This is a genomic window from Flavobacterium sp. KACC 22763, assembly GCF_028736155.1.
In the GTDB taxonomy this organism is placed as follows: Bacteria; Bacteroidota; Bacteroidia; order Flavobacteriales; family Flavobacteriaceae; genus Flavobacterium.
Window position 1 is genome coordinate 4395126 of the sequence record NZ_CP117879.1, and the last position, 20161, is coordinate 4415286.

The 20161-nt window shown below is 34.3% G+C and carries 19 protein-coding genes and 1 tRNA gene; 13 read left to right on the plus strand and 7 right to left on the minus strand.

Annotated elements, in window-relative coordinates:
- Nucleotides 1–66: 66 nt before the first annotated feature.
- From PQ463_RS18480 to PQ463_RS18510, 7 genes are all read left to right on the plus strand, one after another.
- Nucleotides 67–1605 (plus strand): alpha-N-arabinofuranosidase, encoded by a 1539-nt coding sequence (locus PQ463_RS18480; RefSeq protein ID WP_274254938.1) that lies wholly within the window; start codon nt 67–69, stop codon nt 1603–1605.
- 229 nt (nt 1606–1834) lie between these two features.
- On the plus strand, nt 1835–3526 hold the full coding sequence (locus PQ463_RS18485; protein ID WP_274254939.1) for a ribulokinase: 1692 nt from the start codon (nt 1835–1837) through the stop codon (nt 3524–3526).
- Nucleotides 3510–4211 carry an L-ribulose-5-phosphate 4-epimerase gene (locus PQ463_RS18490; RefSeq protein ID WP_274254940.1) on the plus strand — a complete coding sequence of 234 codons (702 nt, stop codon included), beginning with the start codon at nt 3510–3512 and terminating at the stop codon, nt 4209–4211. Before PQ463_RS18485 ends, PQ463_RS18490 begins: the two co-directional genes overlap by 17 nt.
- Nucleotides 4212–4367: 156 nt before the next feature.
- Entirely contained in the window at nt 4368–5876 is a 1509-nt protein-coding gene (gene araA, locus PQ463_RS18495; RefSeq protein ID WP_274254941.1) for an L-arabinose isomerase, read from the plus strand.
- A gap of 107 nt (nt 5877–5983) precedes the next feature.
- Nucleotides 5984–7168, plus strand: a complete 1185-nt coding sequence (locus PQ463_RS18500; RefSeq protein WP_274254942.1) for an aldose epimerase family protein — start codon at nt 5984–5986, stop codon at nt 7166–7168.
- 169 nt (nt 7169–7337) lie between these two features.
- Nucleotides 7338–8216 (plus strand): alpha/beta fold hydrolase, encoded by an 879-nt coding sequence (locus tag PQ463_RS18505; protein ID WP_274254943.1) that lies wholly within the window; start codon nt 7338–7340, stop codon nt 8214–8216.
- A gap of 75 nt (nt 8217–8291) precedes the next feature.
- The gene (locus PQ463_RS18510) at nt 8292–8762 is read left to right on the plus strand and encodes an OsmC family protein (RefSeq protein ID WP_274254944.1); all 471 of its coding nucleotides are present in this window, start codon (nt 8292–8294) and stop codon (nt 8760–8762) included.
- A gap of 38 nt (nt 8763–8800) precedes the next feature.
- Here PQ463_RS18510 and PQ463_RS18515 read toward each other — a convergent pair.
- Nucleotides 8801–8880, minus strand: a tRNA-Leu gene (locus PQ463_RS18515).
- Between the two features lie 287 nt (nt 8881–9167).
- Here PQ463_RS18515 and PQ463_RS18520 point away from each other — a divergent pair.
- The 4 genes from PQ463_RS18520 (at nt 9168) to PQ463_RS18535 (ending at nt 12738) form a co-directional block, all read left to right on the plus strand.
- Nucleotides 9168–10109 carry a ribose-phosphate pyrophosphokinase gene (locus PQ463_RS18520; protein ID WP_008465976.1) on the plus strand — a complete coding sequence of 314 codons (942 nt, stop codon included), beginning with the start codon at nt 9168–9170 and terminating at the stop codon, nt 10107–10109.
- Nucleotides 10110–10228: 119 nt separating this feature from the next.
- Entirely contained in the window at nt 10229–10840 is a 612-nt protein-coding gene (locus PQ463_RS18525; RefSeq protein ID WP_111368498.1) for a 50S ribosomal protein L25/general stress protein Ctc, read from the plus strand.
- Nucleotides 10841–11357: 517 nt separating this feature from the next.
- Nucleotides 11358–11987 carry an aminoacyl-tRNA hydrolase gene (gene pth, locus PQ463_RS18530; protein ID WP_274254945.1) on the plus strand — a complete coding sequence of 210 codons (630 nt, stop codon included), beginning with the start codon at nt 11358–11360 and terminating at the stop codon, nt 11985–11987.
- Between the two features lie 139 nt (nt 11988–12126).
- Nucleotides 12127–12738 carry a superoxide dismutase gene (locus PQ463_RS18535; RefSeq protein ID WP_012023214.1) on the plus strand — a complete coding sequence of 204 codons (612 nt, stop codon included), beginning with the start codon at nt 12127–12129 and terminating at the stop codon, nt 12736–12738.
- An 839-nt stretch (nt 12739–13577) separates the two neighbouring features.
- On the opposite strand, the gene PQ463_RS18540 is transcribed toward PQ463_RS18535, so the two are convergent.
- The 4 genes from PQ463_RS18540 to PQ463_RS18555 all read right to left on the minus strand — a co-directional run bounded on the left by PQ463_RS18540 (nt 13578) and on the right by PQ463_RS18555 (nt 17665).
- Nucleotides 13578–15476 (minus strand): amidophosphoribosyltransferase, encoded by a 1899-nt coding sequence (locus tag PQ463_RS18540; protein WP_274254946.1) that lies wholly within the window; start codon nt 15474–15476, stop codon nt 13578–13580.
- A gap of 83 nt (nt 15477–15559) precedes the next feature.
- Nucleotides 15560–16483 (minus strand): PfkB family carbohydrate kinase, encoded by a 924-nt coding sequence (locus PQ463_RS18545; protein ID WP_111422262.1) that lies wholly within the window; start codon nt 16481–16483, stop codon nt 15560–15562.
- 206 nt (nt 16484–16689) lie between these two features.
- Nucleotides 16690–17094, minus strand: coding sequence for a hypothetical protein (locus PQ463_RS18550; RefSeq protein WP_274254947.1), 405 nt, complete (start codon nt 17092–17094; stop codon nt 16690–16692).
- Nucleotides 17078–17665, minus strand: coding sequence for an RNA polymerase sigma factor (locus PQ463_RS18555; RefSeq protein WP_274254948.1), 588 nt, complete (start codon nt 17663–17665; stop codon nt 17078–17080). The genes PQ463_RS18550 and PQ463_RS18555 overlap by 17 nt, the downstream gene beginning before the upstream one ends.
- A 290-nt stretch (nt 17666–17955) precedes the next feature.
- On the opposite strand from PQ463_RS18555, the gene PQ463_RS18560 reads away from it, so the two are divergent.
- Nucleotides 17956–18303: a DUF6249 domain-containing protein gene (locus PQ463_RS18560; RefSeq protein ID WP_274254949.1), complete on the plus strand. Its 348-nt coding sequence runs from the start codon at nt 17956–17958 to the stop codon at nt 18301–18303.
- A gap of 54 nt (nt 18304–18357) precedes the next feature.
- Here PQ463_RS18560 and rnhA read toward each other — a convergent pair whose 3' ends face one another.
- Both rnhA and purN read right to left on the minus strand, forming a co-directional pair.
- A complete protein-coding gene (rnhA, locus tag PQ463_RS18565; protein ID WP_274254950.1) occupies nt 18358–18834 on the minus strand; it encodes a ribonuclease HI in 477 nt (158 codons plus the stop codon).
- A gap of 155 nt (nt 18835–18989) precedes the next feature.
- Nucleotides 18990–19553, minus strand: coding sequence for a phosphoribosylglycinamide formyltransferase (purN, locus tag PQ463_RS18570; RefSeq protein WP_274254951.1), 564 nt, complete (start codon nt 19551–19553; stop codon nt 18990–18992).
- 175 nt (nt 19554–19728) lie between these two features.
- On the opposite strand from purN, the gene PQ463_RS18575 reads away from it, so the two are divergent.
- Nucleotides 19729–19965, plus strand: a complete 237-nt coding sequence (locus PQ463_RS18575; RefSeq protein ID WP_007137004.1) for an acyl carrier protein — start codon at nt 19729–19731, stop codon at nt 19963–19965.
- Nucleotides 19966–20161: the final 196 nt, after the last annotated feature.

Genomic DNA, 20161 nt, shown 5'->3' on the forward strand with positions numbered 1-20161 from the left:
TTTTTTTAAGCTTAAAAAAATTCAAATGGACTTATAAAAAACCTGACTTACTATTTAAACCACATTATGAAAAAACCACTTTTCCTTTTGGCGATGGCACTGTTTTATCAGTACGCATTTTCTCAGATTACGACAATTTCAATAAAAAACAATAATGATTCGCCTATTATTAGCAAGCATATTTATGGCCATTTTGCAGAACATTTAGGACATTGTATTTATGGAGGATTTTTTGTTGGAGATACTTCAAAAATTCCAAATACCAACGGAGTTCGAAATGATATTGTAAAAGCATTAAAAGATTTAAAAATTCCGAATTTAAGATGGCCGGGCGGATGTTTTGCTGATACATACCACTGGAAAGATGGAATTGGTCCGAAAGAACAGCGTCCAACAATTGTAAACCAATGGTGGGGAGGAGTAACAGAAGACAATAGTTTCGGGACACACGATTTTTTAAATATGTGCGAATTGCTTGGTGCAGAACCGTATTTGTCTGGAAATGTCGGTAGCGGAACAGTTCAGGAATTGGCAGACTGGGTGCAGTACACCAATTTTGGAGGTAAAAGCCCTATGAGTGATATGCGAAAGAAAAACGGAAGAACTGAGCCGTGGAAAGTAAAATACTGGGGAATTGGAAATGAAGCTTGGGGCTGCGGAGGAAATATGACAGCAGATTATTATGCAAACGAATATAAAAAGTTTGCCACATTTATGTCTGATTGGGGAAATATGGGAGGAATTACAAGAATTGCTTCTGGAGCAAACAGTTCAGATTATAATTGGACAGAAACGTTAATGAAAAACATTCCGTTGAATATGCTTGGCGGTGTTGGCGTGCATCATTATGCTGTAATCAACTGGGATAAAAAAGGTTCTGATGTTAATTTTACCGAAAAAGAGTATTTCTTATCCATGCAGTCTGCTTTAAAAATGGAAGAATTAGTGACAAAACATGCTGCTGTTATGGATAAATACGATCCGGAAAAAAAAGTGGCTATGATTGTAGACGAATGGGGAGGCTGGTATGAAGTTCAGAAAGGAACAAATCCTGGATTTTTATATCAGCAAAATACCATGAGAGATGCAGTTTTGGCTGGAGCGACTTTAAATATTTTCAACAATCATGCAGACCGAGTTAAAATGGCAAATCTGGCGCAGTGTGTTAATGTGCTTCAGGCGGTTATTTTGACCGACAAAGCCAAAATGATTACAACGCCAACTTATCACGTCATGAAAATGTACAGCGTACATCAAGATGCTAAATTGATCCCGATCGAATTTAAATCACCTTCTTATACTTTTAACGGAGAAAGTATTCCAGCAGTTTCGGCTTCGGCTTCAAAAGATGCAAGCGGATTGGTTCATATTTCGTTAGTAAATGTTGATGCCGTAAATAAAAATAAAGTTGAAATTGATGTGGCTTCGCTTGGCGCTAAAAACTATACTGCAAGTATAATTACGGCTTCAAAACTTCAGGATTATAACTCCTTTGAGAATCCAAATAAAATTGTTCCAGTTGCTTTTAAAGGTTTTGAAAACAAAAAAGGAAAGTTAGAAATTACAATTCCGCCATTTTCTGTATTGGTTTTAGAAGGAAAATAACATTTAAATACATTAAAAATTTTTCGTGCAGATGCGACTTTATGGATTTTAGATGAAATAATCGCAACGTTATAAATGTATTGTTAACATTTATTTTTTGAAAAGGGGCTAAAATGCTGTTTTAATGCATTTATAGCAAAAATTAATTATGCAATTTCAATTAAGTGTTTTTTGTACACTTATAAAATATTTATCTCTATATTTGTCAATATTTTAAAAATAAAATAGAATGAAAAATTATGTAATAGGATTGGACTACGGAACAGATTCTGTTCGCGCGGTGCTGATAGACGCTGAAAATGGACAAGAATTGGCATCCAATGTTTCTCATTACAAAAGGTGGAAAAACAAACAGTATTGTGACGCCTCTATAAACCAGTTTCGCCAGCACCCTTTGGATCATATTGAAGGATTGGAAATTACAATTCAAAATGTAGTTAAAGAAAGTAAAGTTGATCCTTCGTTAGTAAAAGGAATTTGTATCGATACAACAGGATCTTCTCCAGTTCCGGTTACAAAAGATGGAACGCCATTAGCATTGACAAAAGGTTTTGAAGAAAACCCAAATGCGATGATGGTTTTATGGAAAGATCATACATCAATTAATGAAGCAAACGAAATAAACGAATTGGCAGTAAGCTGGGGCGGAGAAGACGTGACAAAATACGTGGGAGGAATTTATTCTTCTGAATGGTTCTGGGCAAAAATTCTTCACATTGCAAGACAAGATGAAGCGGTTAGAAATGCAGCACACACTTGGATGGAGCACTGCGATTTAATGACGTATTTATTAATTGAAGATAAAGATTTAAAAACCTTCAAAAGAAGCCGTTGTGCAGCAGGACACAAAGCCATGTGGCATACAGACTGGAACGGATTGCCGCCAGTTGAATTCTTAGAAAAACTACATCCCTATTTGGCACAGCTTCGTGGTAATTTATATGATGAAACTTATACGTCAGACTTAGTTGCTGGAAAATTAAGCCAAGAATGGGCAGACCGTTTAGGGCTTTCGACAGAAACAGTTGTGGCTGTCGGAACTTTCGACGCGCATTCTGGTGCAGTTGGAGCTAAAATCGAAGAGAATACTTTAGTTCGTGTTATGGGAACTTCGACTTGTGATATCCTTGTTGGCTCTTATGATGAAGTTGGAACAAAAAACGTTCGCGGAATCTGCGGTCAAGTTGACGGTTCTGTTATTCCAGGTTTTATTGGTTTAGAAGCAGGACAATCTGCTTTTGGTGATTTATTGGCTTGGTACAAAGAATTATTAATGTGGCCGACTGAACATTTATTACAAACTTCTTCTGTTTTAAATGATGCTCAAAAAGAGCAATTAAGAGAAGAATTCAGCGATAAATTAATTGTAGAATTAACAAAAGAGGCAGAGAAAATTCCAGTTTCAGAAAGTCTTCCAATTGCTCTAGACTGGATCAACGGACGTAGAACTCCAGATGCAAATCAGGAAGTAAAAAGCGCGATTTCGAACCTTTCTTTAGGAACAAAAGCGCCTCATATTTTCAAAGCTTTAGTAAACGCAATCTGTTTTGGGGCGAAGAAAATTGTAGACCGTTTTGAAGAAGAAGGTGTAAAAATCGACAGCGTTATCGGAATTGGTGGTGTTGCTCGTAAATCGCCTTTCATTATGCAGACTTTGGCTAACGTTTTAAACAAGCCAATAAAAGTGGCAGCTTCAGACCAAACTCCTGCTTTAGGTGCGGCTATTTATGCAGCCGTTGCAGCCGGAATTTATCCAAACATAATCGAAGCAAGCCAGAAAATCGGAAGTGATTTTGATGGGGGATATTTCCCTCAGACAGATAAAGTAGAAGCGTATCATAAACTGCTTTTAGGATACGAAAAATTAAGTGCTTTTGCAGATCCAACTATTAAAATTTCTCAAAATGAGTTCTCAGTATAAAGATTTAAAACAAGAATGTTATGAAGCCAATATGCAGTTAAATGCATTGAATTTGGTTGTTTATACTTTCGGAAATGTGAGCGCTGTTGACAGAAAAAATGGTGTTTTTGCCATTAAGCCAAGCGGTGTTCCTTATGAAGATTTAAAACCTGAAGATATTGTTATTGTCGATTTTGATAATAATGTTATCGAGGGAACCATGCGTCCGTCATCAGACACAAAAACGCATGCATATTTATACAAACACTGGCCAAATATTGGAGGAGTTGCACATACGCACGCAACATATTCTGTGGCTTGGGCGCAATCTCAATTGGATATTCCAATTTTCGGAACAACGCATGCCGATCACTTAACGGCTGATATTCCGTGTGCGCCCCCGATGGCAGATCATTTAATTGAAGGAAACTATGAGCACAATACCGGAATTCAGATTTTAGATTGCTTCAAAGAAAAAAATCTTTCATACGAAGAAGTAGAAATGATTCTAATTGGAAATCACGGTCCATTTGCATGGGGAAAAAATGCTGCAAAAGCGGTTTACAACAGTAAAGTTTTAGAAGTTGTAGCAGAAATGGCCTACCTGACTTTACAAATAAACCCAAATGCACCAAGATTAAAAGATTCATTAATAAAAAAACATTACAACCGTAAACACGGAAAAGATTCGTATTACGGACAGTAGGAGTTTTGTTTCAGGTTTCAGGTTTTTTTTGTTTCAAGTTGTTGGAACGTGAAACCTGAAACTTGAAACAAACAAAAACAAAACAATAATATAACAATTCGAGTTTTCAGATTCCAACAACTTGAAACCTGAAACTTGAAACAAAATAAAAAAAAAATGATTGATATATCTCAAAAAGAAGTATGGTTTGTAGTAGGAAGCCAGGAATTATATGGTGAAGAAACGCTTAGAAAAGTAGCAGAACATTCACAGATTATTGCAAAAGGATTAGATTCTTCATCTTCAATTCCGGTAAAAGTAGTTTACAAAGATGTGGTAAAATCTCCTTCGCAGATTTTAGATGTGTGTTTGGCAGCAAACTCAGCTAAAAACTGTATCGGAATTATCGCTTGGATGCATACTTTCTCTCCAGCAAAAATGTGGATTGGCGGATTAAATATCCTTAAAAAACCATTATGCCATTTACATACACAATATAATGCTGAAATTCCGTGGGGATCAATCGACATGGATTTCATGAACCTGAATCAATCGGCTCACGGAGATCGTGAATTTGGTTTCATCATGTCTAGATTACGTAAAAAACGTAAAGTAGTTGTAGGTCACTGGGAAGATCAAAGAGTCCAAAAACAATTAGGAATCTGGTCTAGAGTTGTTTTAGGATGGGATGAACTTCAAAACCTAAAAGTAGCTCGTATTGGAGATAATATGCGTGAAGTTGCCGTAACAGAAGGTGATAAAGTTGAAGCTCAAATTCGTTTCGGAATGTCTGTAAACGGATACGATTCTTCAGATGTTACCAAACATATTGAAAAAGTAACAGACAAACAATTAGCTGATTTATTAGCGGTTTATGAGTCTTCTTATAACTTAACTGATTCTTTAAAAGAAGGCGGAGCGCAAAGAAGTTCATTAGTAGAAGCAGCAAAAATCGAATTAGGACTAAGAGCTTTCCTTGAAGAAGGAGGATTCGGCGCTTTCACAGATACATTCGAAAACCTTGGAGTTTGGAAACAATTACCAGGAATTGCAACACAAAGATTAATGGCCGATGGTTATGGTTTTGGTGGAGAAGGAGACTGGAAAACTGCTGCAATGGTAAGAGCTTTAAAAGTAATGTGTGTTGGTTTAGAAGGCGGAACTTCTTTTATGGAAGATTACACATATCATTTCACACCACAAAAATCTTATGTTTTAGGTTCTCACATGTTGGAAATCTGTCCATCAATCGCTGACGGAAAACCTTCTTGCGAAGTTCATCCGTTAGGAATTGGAGGAAAAGAAGACCCGGCTCGTTTGGTATTCAATTCGCCTGCAGGAGATGCAATCAATGTTTCTTTGGTGGATATGGGAACTCGTTTCCGTTTAATCGTTAATGAAGTAGAAGCAGTAAAACCAATGGCTGAATTGCCAAAATTACCAGTTGCACGTGTTCTTTGGGATTGTAAACCAAATTTAGAAGTTGCGGCAACAGCATGGATTTTGGCTGGTGGAGCGCACCACACGGTTTACAGCCAATCAATTACAACAGAATATATGGAAGATTTTGCAGACATCGCTGGAATCGAATTATTGGTTATTGACGAAAAAACAACTGTAAGAGAATTCAAAGATAAGATCAACGCCAACGAAGCATATTTCCATTTGTTTCAACACGGACTTTAAATAAAGATGCTAAGATTCTGAGGTGCTAAGGTTCTAAGTTTTTTGTACTTTTAACTTTTAACATCTAACATTTTACTTTTTTTACAAACCAAAAAAAAATATCATTTATGAATGTATTAAAACGATCTCTTTTCATATTAAGCCTTCTTGGAACTGCTATAGTTTTAGTTCAGTGTAAAAACGATAAAAAAGCTGATACAGAAAAAGTTGCGGCTGATGAAAAAGCTTTAGTAACAATTGACAAATCAGAATACGGAACTACTGCTAAAGGTGAAAAAGTAGAGAGCTATAAACTGAAAAACCAAAACGGGATGGAAGTTGACATCATCACTTTTGGTGGAAGAATTACAGATTTGAAAGTACCAAATAAAGAAGGCGTTTCAGAAAATGTTGTAATTGGTTTTAACTCTTTAGCACAATACGAAAAAGAGAATCCGTTTTTTGGAGCTTTAATTGGAAGATATGGAAACCGAATTGCAAAAGGTAAATTTTCATTAGACGGAAAAGAGTATCAATTAGCGATTAACAATGCACCAAATGCTTTACACGGTGGTCCGCAAGGATTCTTTAACGTAGTTTGGAAAGCTGATGAGGTTAAATCTGGTGAGACAGCGTCTTTAAAATTATCTTATGTAAGTAAAGATCTAGAAGAAGGTTATCCAGGAAATCTGAAAGTTTTTGTGACTTATACATTGACAAATGATAATCAGTTAGAAGTTTTATACGAGGCAACTACAGACAAAAAAACAGTTGTTAACTTGACACAGCATTCTTATTTTAATTTATCTGGAGATTTTACCAAAACTATCTTAGATCACGAATTGACATTAAATGCAGATAAATTAGTTCCAGTTGATGCTGATTTAATTCCGACAGGAAAATTAGAAGATGTTGCTGGTACACCTTTCGATTTCAGAACGCCAAAATTAATTGGAAAAGACATCAATGCTAAAAATGATCAATTAGAAAAAGGAAAAGGTTATGATCACTGCTGGGTATTGAACAATCCTGAAAAAGGAAAAACAATTATTGCAAAAGTATACCACGCAGCAAGCGGAAGAGTTATGGAAATGACAACAGACGAACCTGGAATTCAGTTCTATTCTGGAAATTTCCTTGATGGAACTTTGCCAATGCCAAACGGAGGAACTTTTGCACACAGAACAGGACTTTGTTTAGAAACTGAACATTATCCAGATTCTCCAAACCAGAAAAATTTCCCAACAACAGTTTTAAATCCAGGAGAAAATTATAAAACGAAAACGACTTTTAAGTTTTCAGTTAAAAAATAGTTTTAGAATCTGTTTATTAATTTAGTAATTTTCTAAAAACCTCGAAAGTTTGTGCTTTCGAGGTTTTTTGTTTGTAAATATTAGAGTGAATATTTTCAATAAGTATTTTGTTAAATTTTTAGAATCTTTCTTACATTTGAGAAATAACTATCCTAAAAAAAACTTACTTATGAAGAAACTAGTCAAATTGCTAATGGCCGTATTAGCTTATTCTGTATGTGTAATAGCAAACGCTCAGGTTCAGATGAATTTTAAATTTGATACGCCTTATGGTAAAAATTCTGCTGTTGGAAAATTTGTTGAACTCAATGGAGCTAAAATCTATTATGAAGAATACGGAAAAGGCGAACCTTTGTTATTGATTCATGGAAACGGAGGTAGTATTGAATCAATGGGAAATCAAATTGATTATTTTAAAAGTAAATATAGAGTTATTGCTGCTGATAGTAGAGGACAAGGCAAGTCGGAGCTGAAAACGGATTCTCTTACCTATGTGCAAATCACAAAAGATATGGAAGGATTGGTTAATCACTTAAAATTAGATTCGATAAGTGTTATTGGTTGGAGCGACGGAGGAATTGTTGGGTTGCAAATGGGGATTTCAGGAAAATCAAAAATAAAGAAAATTGTAGCGATGGGAGCCAATTTACAACCTGATTCTACGGCTATTTATTCGTGGGCAACAAAAGATGTTCAGAACTTGAAAAAAATGATTGCTTCAAAAATTAAAGAAAAAGACACTAGTGAGAATTGGAATCTGACGAAACAACTTTGTGGGCTTTTAACAGATCAGCCAAGTATTGCAACAAAAGATTTATCAAAGATTAAAGCAAAAGTGCTTGTAATAGCTGGAGATAGAGATGTAATCCGAAATGAGCATACGGTTGAAATTTTCGAAAATATACCTAAAGCACAGTTATGCATTATGCCTGGAGAGACTCATTTTGCGCCAGCTTCAAGTCCGGAATTGTTTAATGCATTAGCAAATAAATTTTTATCAGAACCTTTTAAAAGACCAGATTCAGATTGGACGAAATGGGGTAAATAAAATTAGATCAAGAGAATTGTGTTATTTTAGCCATGAATTTCAACTTCACGCAATTCGTGGCTAAAAAACAAACAAATGACTTTCAAGCACCTATTCAAAACAGAAGCAAACTGGACTGCCAAACAAAACCCAGCAGATTCTTACAAAAGATTTTATAGTAAAAGCCATCAAATTAAAATTGAAGGAAAACCAGTTTTAGACGTTTCGGCAGCAAAAGCTTTCAAAGGAGATCCAGAATTATACAATCCCGAAGATTTACTGTTGAGCAGTTTAGTTTCCTGCCATATGATGTCGTATTTATATGTCTGTTCCCAAAACGGAATAGAAGTTCTCGAATATTCAGATAATGCAGAAGCAACTTTAGAAGTAAATCCAGACGGAAGTGGACGCTTTGTTGAAGCAAGATTATATCCGAAAGTAAAAATTTCAAATCCAGATAAAATAGAATTGGCTCTAGAACTGCATCAGAAAGCAAATCAATTGTGTTTTATTGCTAATTCTTGCAATTTTTCAATTTTGCATCATGCAGTTTGTGAAGCAGTATAAATAAAAAAAACCTCTTCCGTTAAGAAGAGGTTTTTATGTACCCGGAGCCGGAGTCGAACCGGCACGGTTTCCCACAGGTGTTTGAGACCAGCGCGTCTACCAATTCCGCCATCCGGGCGTAGCAGACGAAAAAATAAATGATAAATCAGTTATTTTAACGCAATAGAATGAAGTCATAAATGGCGTCATTCCTTTAACACGGTGCAAATGTAAAAAATAATTTTAAACGAACTACTAAAAATACTTAAATTTTTGCTTTCAGTGTTCAATAAATTTTATAAATTTGCAGCTCGTTAAAACGAAGCACACACAACTAACTACATCCGAGACATTTATAGGCATTCCGCTTTATTGAAATATAAAGTTGAATTTTTTAAAAGTAACGGAATAAAACAACAAATTACAATGTCGCACCTAGAACCAGAAGCTAAAATTTTTGCTTGTTCACAAAGTGTTTATCTTGCAGAAAAAATTGCAAAAGATTACGGGATTCCGTTAGGAAAAGTAACGATGTCAACGTATAGTGACGGAGAATTTCAACCGTCTTACGAAGAATCAATAAGAGGTTTGCGAGTATTTATCGTATGTTCAACTTTTCCAAGTGCAGATAATCTGATGGAATTGTTGTTAATGATTGATGCAGCAAAACGTGCGTCAGCAAGACATATTACAGCTGTTATGCCTTATTTTGGTTGGGCAAGACAAGATAGAAAAGACAAACCAAGAGTTCCAATTGGAGCTAAATTAGTAGCAAACCTACTAACAGCTGCAGGAGCAACAAGAATCATGACTATGGATTTGCACGCAGACCAGATTCAAGGATTCTTTGAAAAACCAGTAGATCATTTATTTGCATCTACGATCTTTTTACCATACGTAGAAAGTTTAAATTTAGAAAATCTGACAATTGCATCTCCAGATATGGGAGGTTCAAAAAGAGCATATGCTTACTCTAAGTTTCTAGAATCAGACGTAGTAATCTGTTACAAACAAAGAAAAGCAGCCAACGTTATCGACACTATGGAACTAATTGGTGAAGTAAAAGGACGTAACGTAATCTTAGTAGACGACATGATCGATACAGGAGGGACTTTAGCGAAAGCGGCAGACCTTATGATCGAAAAAGGAGCGCTAAGTGTAAGAGCAATTTGTACGCACGCTATTTTATCAGGCGGAGCATACGAGAAAATTGAAAACTCGAAACTAACAGAATTAATCGTAACAGATTCTATTCCGTTAAAGAGAGAATCAAAGAAAATAAAAGTGGTAAGCTGCGCGCCTTTATTTGCTGAGGTAATGCAAATGGTTCACCACAACAATTCCATTAGTGGAAAATTTATTATGTAAAAGCAGTAAGCTTTAGGCTATAAGCCGTAAGCTATTCGCAATTACAAAAAAGCCTAAAGCATATTGCTTAAAGCTTACAGCAAAATAGAATATTTATTTAATAACTATATTTTTTTACAATGAAATCGATTACAATTAAAGGATCAGAAAGAGAAAGCGTGGGCAAAGTGTCAACTAAAGCCTTACGTAATGCTGGACAGGTACCTTGCGTTTTATACGGAGGAAACCAAGCAGTACACTTCTCAGCAGACGTAACTGCATTCAAAAACTTGGTTTACACTCCAAACGCTCACACTGTTGTGATCGAACTTGGAAAAGGAAAATCATTCAATGCAATTTTGCAAGATATCCAAGTTCACCCAGTATCTGACAAAATTTTACACATTGACTTCTTCCAATTATTTGATGATAAAGAAATCACAATGGAAGTTCCTGTGAAAATCGTTGGTACATCTAAAGGTGTTCTTGCGGGAGGTGTTTTACGTTTGAACCAACGTAAATTAAAAGTTAAAGCTTTACCAGCAAATCTTCCTGATTTCGTTGAAGCTGACATCACTCCACTTGAAATGGGTAACAAATTATACGTTACTAAAGTTGGAAAACCAGAGTACAAAATTATGCACCCAGACAACACTGTTGTTTGTCAAGTGAGAATCTCTCGTGCTGCTATGAAAGCTGCTCAAGAGGCTGCAAAAGCTGCAAAAGCTCCTGCAAAAGGAAAGAAAAAATAATTTTTTTAACTCAATACAGAAAGCCTCAATCTTACGATTGGGGCTTTTTTTTTAAGCTTCTAAGTTTCTAAGGTGCTGAGATGCTAAGTTTTTTTTTTAAGAAATTCTCTAATTGTCACATTCTCAAATTTTCTAATTATTTTTTAGGAGCAGCAACTTTCCGTTTTCATAAGACGTGACGTTCCTGCCATCCGCTATATCTTTTCATCCGCTAAAAAGCGGATAAAAAGGATGCCGCTCCTGTCAGGGCTAGCGAGAAAATATCTTTTTCATAAGGTTCTAAGTTGCTAAGAGTCTGAGATACTAAGTTTTTTCATAGTTGTCAGACCGAACGAAGTCGAAGTCTTTGTGTTCTTTGCAAATCTCAGTAAAAGCTATTTCTTAGCGTTCTTAGCGCAAAACCCTTGCGATCTTTGCGGTTAAATCACAATCAGCAAGTAATTATCTAATTGTCGCATTCTCAAATTATCTAATTATCCAATTGCCACATTCTCTAATTAATCTTACTTTTGCAATCATGATAAAATGGATAACAAAACTGTTTTCATCACCATCAAAAGAAGAGAACATAGAAGACAATATGAAAAAATATTTAATCGTAGGATTAGGAAATATCGGGGCTGAATACGTAAACACTAGACACAATATCGGATTTAAAGTTCTAGATTTTTTCGCTAAAAAAGAAGGACTTTCATTTGAAACCGTAAAACTAGGTTCATTGGCTGAATATAAGTTTAAAGGAAGAACTTTTTTTCTTTTAAAACCAAACACTTACATGAATTTGAGCGGTAAAGCAGTAAAATATTGGATGGATAAAGAAAACATTCCGCTAGAAAATATTTTAGTCATTACAGACGATTTAAATCTTTCTTTCGGAACAATCCGAATCAAGCCAAAAGGAAGCGATGGAGGGCACAATGGTTTAAAAAACATTAATTTAGTTTTAAATACTCAAAATTATACGCGCTACAGATTTGGTATCAGCGACCAGTTTAAAAAAGGACAGCAGGTAGATTATGTTTTGGGAGAATGGACTCCTGAAGAAGAAGCAAAACTTCCAGAACGACTAGAAACTTCAGCAGAAATTATTAGAACTTTTGGAACAGCTGGTTTAGAAAATACCATGACAACATTTAATGGAAAATAAAGATTTTCAGGTGTTTATGTTGTAAAAATGTAAATTATCAATGAATTTAATTCAATTATAACGAAATAGTATTTTCAATTCCAAAGTTAAATGTCTAAATTTGGAATAAATTATTATAAACCATAAAAATCATAATACCATGGCTTTTGAATTACCACAATTACCTTATGCATACGATGCATTAGAACCACATATCGATGCACGTACAATGGAAATCCATCATACAAAGCACCACAACGCTTATACTACAAATCTTAACGCAGCTATCGCTGGAACAGATTTAGAAGGAAAAACTATCGAGAATATCTTAATTAACTTAGATAAATCTAACGCAGCAGTTCGTAACAATGGTGGAGGTTTTTACAACCACAATTTATTCTGGACTGTAATGTCTCCAAATGGAGGAGGATTGCCAACAGGAGATTTATTAGCTGCAATTGAGTCTTCTTTTGGATCATTTGAAGAATTTAAAGCAAAATTTGCTAAAGCTGGTGCTACACAATTTGGTTCTGGATGGGCTTGGTTAACAGTTCAAAAAGGAGGAAAATTAGAAGTTGTGGGTACTCCAAATCAAGATAACCCATTAATGCCAGAAGTTGCTGGTCACGGTGGAACTCCAATCTTAGGAATGGATGTTTGGGAGCACGCTTACTACTTAAACTACCAAAACAGAAGACCAGATTATATTGAAGCTTTCTTCAGTGTAATTAACTGGACAGAAGTAGCTAGAAGATTTGCTTTAGATAAATAAGAGAATAGAGTAAAGAATAAAGATAAAAGGCGAGCACATAGTGTTCGCCTTTTTTTATTTGTTTTTTTTGTCTTTCCTCTTTGTTCTATTTTCTTCCCTCTTAAAAAAAAGAAAAATAAAAAAGGTGGAAGAACTTCCACCTTTTTTGCCCCAAATCTACCATAAACTTAACCTACTAATGTTATGGTCCTGTAAAGGTATGGCAGATATTTTTTTGATGGAAACTTATCAGATAAAAAGCAACTATATCCGATTAAAAGCTTGTATGGCCTATTTTAAAATATTTCTAGATTTCATTTCAGTAAAAAAGGCGGAATTTCTTCCGCCTTTTTTGCCCCAAATCTACCATAAACTAACCTACTAATGTTATGGTTCAGTAAAGGTATGGCAGTTATTTTTATAATGGAAAATTTTTAGATGAAAAGCAATTATACTCGATGAAAAGCGATTAATTGGCTGTTTTTCAGTTTGTTGCGATTTGAAATAAAAAAGACGGAAGAAGATCCGCCTTTTTTGCCCCAAATCTACCATATACTAACCTGCTAATGTTATGGTATAGTAAATGTATGGCAGTTATTTTTGAGAGTAAAAAAATTTAGATGAAAGGTAAGTAAATCCGATGAAGAGATATAATCGGCTGTTTATAAATGGGTTGAATTTATTCCAATAAAAAAGGCAGAATTGCTTCTGCCCTTTTTGCCCCAAATCTACCATAAACTTAACCTACTAATGTTATGGTATTCCAAAAGTATCATAGCTTTTCAATTTCACCAAAGAAATAGGATGAACGGCAAAAAAAACCGATGAAATGCACTATTTAACCTTTTATTAGTATTTTATTAATACGCTCGAGCGTCTTTTCCTTCATAAAAATTCATGAAAGCACGATTTACAACTCTGTTTCCACCTGGAGTTGGGTAATCTCCTGTGAAATACCAGTCGCCTAAATTTTTAGGACATGCTTTGTGTAAATCGTCTACTTTCTGGAAGATGATTTTTACTTCTGCATTGATTTCTGGCGAGCTTAACATTTCTGCAATTTTATCTGAAATCTCTTCGTCTGTAAATTGATCGTATATTGCTGTGACATAGTTAACAACGTCTTTGTCTGCAAAATTTTCTTGTGCCTTACATTTAGCATAAACTTCGTCTACAATATGGTACAAGTTTCTTTCTTTTAGTAAAGCAAGTGCAGCTCTAAAAGCAACTAAGCCTTCTAGTTTGGCCATATCGATTCCGTAACAGTCTGGATAACGAATTTGAGGTGCAGATGAAACAATTACGATACGTTTTGGTTTCAAACGATCCATCATTTTAATGATGCTCATTTTCAATGTAGTACCACGAACAATACTATCGTCAATAATAACTAAATTGTCTTCTGGTTTAATTACACCATAAGTAACATCGTAAACGTGAGCCACTAAATCGTCACGGCTGCTGTCTTCGGTAATAAACGTTCTAAGTTTAGCATCTTTAATTGCTACTTTTTCTGTACGTATTTTCACAGCTAAAAGTTCCTGAAGCGTTTCAGCAGTTAATGTATTTCGGTTTTCTAAAATATAATTGTTTTTTCTCTGATTTAAGAAATCTTGAGCAGCTTCGACTAAACCATAAAATGATGTTTCGGCTGTATTTGGAATATAAGAGAAAACTGTGTTATCTGTATCACTGTCAATCGCTTTAAGAACAGCAGGTAAAATTAATTTACCTAAATCTTTACGTTCTTGGTAGATTTCGGCATCACTTCCTCTTGAGAAATAGATTCTTTCGAATGAACAAGCTTTTTTAACGGTTGGCTCCAAAATCTGATTCATAGAAACATTTCCGTTTTTCTTGATTATCAAAGCGTGACCTGGGTCGATTTCCTGAACACTTTCAAAAGGTACATTAAATACAGTTTGAATAACTGGTCTTTCAGAAGCTACAACGACAACTTCGTCATCTTGATAAAAATAAGCTGGACGAATTCCGGCTGGATCTCTAAAAACAAATGCATCACCATGACCTAATAAACCTGCCATAGCGTAACCTCCGTCTAAATTTTTAGCTGAACGAGCTAATATTTTAGCAATATCCAAACGCTCTGCAATTACTGGAGAAGCCTCTCTTTTTGAATATCCTTCAGCTTTGCAGTCTTGATATAATTGCATTACTTCTTTGTCTAAGAAGTGGCCAATTTTTTCCATTACTGTAACAGTATCAGCCATTTCTTTTGGATGCTGTCCTAATTCAACCAAGTTTTCGAAAAGTTCTTTAACATTAGTCATGTTAAAGTTTCCTGCCAAAATCAAGTTACGGTGCATCCAGTTACTTTGACGTAAAAATGGGTGAACACTTTCGATGCTGTTTTTTCCGAAAGTTCCATAACGAACGTGGCCTAAAAACAATTCTCCTACATAAGGAATATTTGCTTTTAGCTCTTTCATGTCATCTCCAAGTTCTGGATGCGCTTTTAGTTCTTCACTAACGCGCTCATTGATTTGTTTGAAAACATCTTGGATAGGTTGTGAATGATTCGAACGAACTCTGCTGATATAGCGTTGTCCAGGTTCTACATCAAATTTAATGCTTGCAAAACCAGCTCCGTCTTGTCCGCGGTTATGCTGTTTTTCCATCATTAGATACATCTTCTGGATTCCGTAGAACGCAGTTCCGTATTTTTCTTTATAATATTCAAGCGGTTTTAGTAGTCTAACTAAGGCTATACCACATTCGTGTTTTAAAGCGTCGCTCATTGTTTTTTGTTATTTGTGTGTTGTTGTAAGTTGTGTGTATTAACGTAATAAAAAAAGCCCCGTTTTATCGAGGCTCTTAGGCATTATATTTCTATGTCAAACTGAGTTAACGACTTAAATTGCTGTAATCGAATCGCTACTTCGGCTTTGCTTAATGATTCCATCCTTTCAGTTCCAAATTTCTCTACGCAGAACGAAGCTAAATTTGAACCGTAAATAATTGCATTCTTCAAGTTGTTAAACGAAATGTTTTCGCTTTGCGCAATAAATCCAGAGAAACCACCTGCGAAAGTGTCTCCTGCTCCAGTTGGATCAAAAACATCTTCTAATGGTAAAGCTGGTGCAAAGAAAACTTCTCTGTTGTGGAATAAAAGTGCTCCATGTTCTCCTTTTTTGATCACCACATATTTTGGTCCCATATCTTGGATTTTAGAAGCTGCTTTTACTAATGAATATTCGCCAGAAAGCTGTCTAGCTTCTTCGTCATTGATTGTAATAACATCTACACGTTTAATAACGTCTAATAATTCTGGAAGAGCGCAGTCCATCCAAAAGTTCATAGTGTCTAAAACTACTAATTTTGGTTTTTTCTCCATTTGGTCTAAAACACTGCTTTGTACTAATGGATGTAAGTTTCCTAACATCACAACATCAGCATCTTTGTAGTTTTGAGGAACTTTTGGCTGAAAATCAGCTAAAACGTTCAGCTCCGTTACAAGAGTGTCTCTAGAATTTAAATCGTTGTGGTATAAACCGCTCCAGAAAAAAGTCTTTCCTCCTTTTACAATTTCGATACCAGAGATATCAATATTTTTTGAAGTTAAAAGATCTAAATGTTCTTGAGGGAAATCGTCGCCAACTACAGAAACAATGGCCGATTGCAAGTTAAAAAATGACGCTGATAATCCGATGTAGGTTGCAGCACCACCTAATATTTTATCTGTTTTTCCGAAAGGAGTTTCAATCGCGTCGAAAGCAACTGTTCCAACAATCAATAGTTTATTCATTTTATGAATTTCGAATTAGGGTGCAAAGATACTTCATAAGTTACAATCTTGCAACGGTTTAGGTTCTCAAAATTTTCTTAAAAAAACGACTATGATTTTGGGGTAAAACTATTGTAAATGAATGGGTTAAAATTGATTTTTAGTAGTGTTTATAATAGGTTTTTTGAATTTAAGATGCAACTTTTTTGAAAATAATTGCGAATAATTTACAGCTCGTACTTTTTATCAAAATAATTTTTTAAAATTCCAACCTGAATTAAAATCATAATTGGAACAATTAAAACGGCATACAGGATGTTTTTAGAAAAATGAATTCCTGAAAATGCTGTTGACATTCTATCAGAATATAATTTACCGACTTCGTCAATTTTGAAATCAGTTTCTGAAACAGAAAATAGGGAAACATAAATTACTAATGCTGCCACAGCCAATCCGATCGAAATCCAGATTGGTTTAGAAATTAATGGTTTGTATGTTTTCAGTTTTTTCTCTTCTAAAAGATGAACTTCAGCCATTATTTTAGAAGTGAAATCTATTGATGGTGACTGCAGTTTTTCATCAGCCATCATTTTTTCTATAAGTTGCTCTATGTTTTTATCGCTCTCTCTCATAACATTCTATTATTTCTGGTTCTAACTGCTGTCTCAAAATTACGGCTAATTTCTGTCGGCTCCTAAACAATTTTACCTTTGCGTTATTGGCCGAAATATTCATGATTTTTCCAATTTCTTCTAAATTTTGGTCATCAAAATAAAATAAGGTTAAAAGGAAGTTTTCGTCACTTGGTAATAAATTTAAACACTTTTGAATGGTTTGCTTTCGTTCTTTTTCTTCTAAAGCGCTCAATGCATTGTCTATTGTTTTAATTAAATGAGAAGAAAAATCATCTATAGAAATATTTAAATCATCTTTTTTGTTTTTCTTCAAACGGTCTAGGCAAGTATTGTAGGCGATTTTATAAATCCAAGTCGAAAATTTAGATTCTCCTTTGAATTTTGTCAACGAACTATAGATTTTTATAAAAGTGTCCTGTGCAACTTCTTCTGCTTCTTCCTGATTTTTAACCATTTTTAGAGCCAAAGTAAAGATCATATCTTTATAACGATCCACAAGAACGGCAAATGCATTGGTCTCGCCCTTCAGGATTTTATCGATATAATGTTGATCATGTATTGTGCTCATATTATATAGGACGACAGTTTGTTTATTTAGGTTACAAGAAATTTGAAAATAAATTCCAAATTTTAAATCCCAAATTCCAATCCAATAACTATCAGAGTTAAAATTCAAATTATACTTATTATATAATAGTATAAGCTTTGTCAAAGTTTCTCTGAATCAAAATTAATTGATAATCAGTTAGTTTTGGAATTTGGAATTTAAAATTTGAAATTTTTCACTAAAAGTTGTAACCTCATTTTAAAAACCCTCGTCATATGAGGTATATCAATCAATTAAAAACATAAAATATCATGGACGACAAAATTTTAATTCCAATTAGCTTTTTCTTAATGATCTTCGGGATTGTTTATCTTATTTATTCAACAAGAAACAGAGAGCGTTTAGCTCTTATCGAAAAAGGTGTTGACGCAAGTATCTTTTTACAAGGAAAGGGAAATGGAGTTCCAGCTTGGAAAATCTTTGTAGTAAATTTAGCATTCCTATTAATAGGAAGTGGTGTTGGAATTTTTCTAGCACTTCTCATTACAACTTACACTTCTCTAAATGACGGAGCAGTTTATCCTTCAATTATTTTCATTATGGCGGGAATCGGACTTTTGACTGGATTTAAAACAGCAAAAGATTTAGATAAAGAATAATCAGTAAGAATTTAAGTTAGTATAAAAAACGCATCAGGTATCTGATGCGTTTTTTTATTCTTTAGATCCAATGGTCTCATAATAAACATCGACAGAAAGCTTGGGCTGCAAAGACGCCATAACGGCCAATTGATCACAGCGTTCGTTTTGCGGATGATTATTATGACCTTTAATCCATTTGAAATCTACTTGATGTTTTCGATATGCAATTAAAAAACGTTTCCATAAATCTGGATTTTTTTTGTCTTTGTATCCTTTTTTTTCCCAGCCAAAAACCCATTTCTTTTCTACAGAATCAACAACATATTTAGAATCTGAAACTACAAGGACTTTCATGTTGGGCTTTTTTAGTTTTTCTAAGCCAACAATTACAGCCAGAAGCTCCATTCTATTATTGGTAGTGAGACGAAAGCCTTCGTAGAATTCTTTTTTGTGTGGAGTGCCCACCAGTTCCATCACGACTCCATAACCGCCATTTCCTGGGTTTCCTTTTGCTGCACCATCTGTATATATATGTACTTCGTGATTCATTTATTTTTTTATTAACCATATAAGTAATAAAAGTTCATTTTAAAGTAGTGACTTATATTTCTAAGGTTTTTAAATTTTAGCGTCTTTGTTTATCTAAATTTTCGAAAGCAATCTTAAATCGCCTTACATTACTTATATGGTTTAAATTTTAAAATTTATTGTTCTAATATTTTATGAATAATCTCTGGAAAATGTTTCTGCTCCAGTTCATGAATCTTCTCTGCAACTGTTTCTGGAGTGTCTTCATCTGTTAGGGCTACATTTGCTTGGAAGATTATAGCGCCTTCGTCGTAGTTTTCGTTTACATAATGAATAGAAATACCTGTTTCTTTTTCCTTATTATTAACTATAGCTCTATGTATATGCATTCCGTACATTCCTTTGCCTCCATAATTAGGTAAAAGTGCTGGATGTATATTTATTATTTTGTTTGGATATTGTTCAATTATGTTTTCTGGGAATTTGAGTAAAAAACCAGCAAGAACGATCAAATCTGGGTCGATTTTCTGTATTTTTTGTAGCACTTTTCTCTCTAAAAGTTCGTTTTTTTCGAAAATTTCGACTGGAATTTGATGATTTTTGGCTCTTTCAATCACTTTTGCCGAAGCATTATTTGTAAAGACCGAAACAACCTTCGCAATTTCAGTGTTCGAAAAATATTTTATAATGTTCTCTGCGTTAGTTCCTGATCCTGAGGCAAAAACGATAATTTTTTTCATAAAGTTGTGTGTTTTGAGAGTGCAAAAAACGGAATAAAAATCGAAAATAAATAGCTTTAAAAGACCTTTCTTGAAATTAATTTTATAAATTAGTGTCACATTTATAAACTAAATAGTTGTTTTAAAATAAAGTTTTTTATTTTTGCCAACAAATTAAATTCTAAAATTAAAGATTATGTCAGACATTGCATCAAGAGTAAAAGCGATTATCGTAGACAAATTAGGTGTTGACGAAAACGAAGTTGTAACAGAAGCAAGCTTCACTAATGATTTAGGAGCTGACTCATTAGACACTGTTGAGCTTATTATGGAATTCGAAAAAGAATTTGATATTCAAATTCCAGATGATCAAGCAGAAAACATTGCTACTGTTGGTCAAGCTATTTCTTATATCGAAGAAGCAAAAAAATAATAATACCACACCCGAATTTTAAAAATTCCAAATTTGAATGTCCAAATTCCAAAATTGGGATTTGTTTTTGAAAAATTGGATTTTCTAAAAATCGGGTGTTATTATTTTTTTAAAATTTAAATTTCGATTGATTTTCAATCAAAAAGATATATTTATATTGTAATTCCCATGGCTCTTAAATAACTATAAGTTAAGA

What these genes read in the sequence shown, in the direction of transcription:
- PQ463_RS18545 (WP_111422262.1), bottom strand. Translation starts at nt 16,483, where the DNA reads ATGAATAAACTATTGATTGTTGGAACAGTTGCTTTCGACGCGATTGAA.
- PQ463_RS18505 (WP_274254943.1), top strand. Translation starts at nt 7,338, where the DNA reads ATGAAGAAACTAGTCAAATTGCTAATGGCCGTATTAGCTTATTCTGTA.
- PQ463_RS18560 (WP_274254949.1), top strand. Translation starts at nt 17,956, where the DNA reads ATGGACGACAAAATTTTAATTCCAATTAGCTTTTTCTTAATGATCTTC.
- PQ463_RS18575 (WP_007137004.1), top strand. Translation starts at nt 19,729, where the DNA reads ATGTCAGACATTGCATCAAGAGTAAAAGCGATTATCGTAGACAAATTA.
- pth (WP_274254945.1), top strand. Translation starts at nt 11,358, where the DNA reads ATGATAAAATGGATAACAAAACTGTTTTCATCACCATCAAAAGAAGAG.
- PQ463_RS18490 (WP_274254940.1), top strand. Translation starts at nt 3,510, where the DNA reads ATGAGTTCTCAGTATAAAGATTTAAAACAAGAATGTTATGAAGCCAAT.
- PQ463_RS18510 (WP_274254944.1), top strand. Translation starts at nt 8,292, where the DNA reads ATGACTTTCAAGCACCTATTCAAAACAGAAGCAAACTGGACTGCCAAA.
- PQ463_RS18535 (WP_012023214.1), top strand. Translation starts at nt 12,127, where the DNA reads ATGGCTTTTGAATTACCACAATTACCTTATGCATACGATGCATTAGAA.
- PQ463_RS18520 (WP_008465976.1), top strand. Translation starts at nt 9,168, where the DNA reads ATGTCGCACCTAGAACCAGAAGCTAAAATTTTTGCTTGTTCACAAAGT.
- PQ463_RS18540 (WP_274254946.1), bottom strand. Translation starts at nt 15,476, where the DNA reads ATGAGCGACGCTTTAAAACACGAATGTGGTATAGCCTTAGTTAGACTA.
- PQ463_RS18550 (WP_274254947.1), bottom strand. Translation starts at nt 17,094, where the DNA reads ATGAGAGAGAGCGATAAAAACATAGAGCAACTTATAGAAAAAATGATG.
- PQ463_RS18485 (WP_274254939.1), top strand. Translation starts at nt 1,835, where the DNA reads ATGAAAAATTATGTAATAGGATTGGACTACGGAACAGATTCTGTTCGC.
- PQ463_RS18555 (WP_274254948.1), bottom strand. Translation starts at nt 17,665, where the DNA reads ATGAGCACAATACATGATCAACATTATATCGATAAAATCCTGAAGGGC.
- rnhA (WP_274254950.1), bottom strand. Translation starts at nt 18,834, where the DNA reads ATGAATCACGAAGTACATATATATACAGATGGTGCAGCAAAAGGAAAC.
- PQ463_RS18480 (WP_274254938.1), top strand. Translation starts at nt 67, where the DNA reads ATGAAAAAACCACTTTTCCTTTTGGCGATGGCACTGTTTTATCAGTAC.
- PQ463_RS18500 (WP_274254942.1), top strand. Translation starts at nt 5,984, where the DNA reads ATGAATGTATTAAAACGATCTCTTTTCATATTAAGCCTTCTTGGAACT.
- araA (WP_274254941.1), top strand. Translation starts at nt 4,368, where the DNA reads ATGATTGATATATCTCAAAAAGAAGTATGGTTTGTAGTAGGAAGCCAG.
- PQ463_RS18525 (WP_111368498.1), top strand. Translation starts at nt 10,229, where the DNA reads ATGAAATCGATTACAATTAAAGGATCAGAAAGAGAAAGCGTGGGCAAA.
- purN (WP_274254951.1), bottom strand. Translation starts at nt 19,553, where the DNA reads ATGAAAAAAATTATCGTTTTTGCCTCAGGATCAGGAACTAACGCAGAG.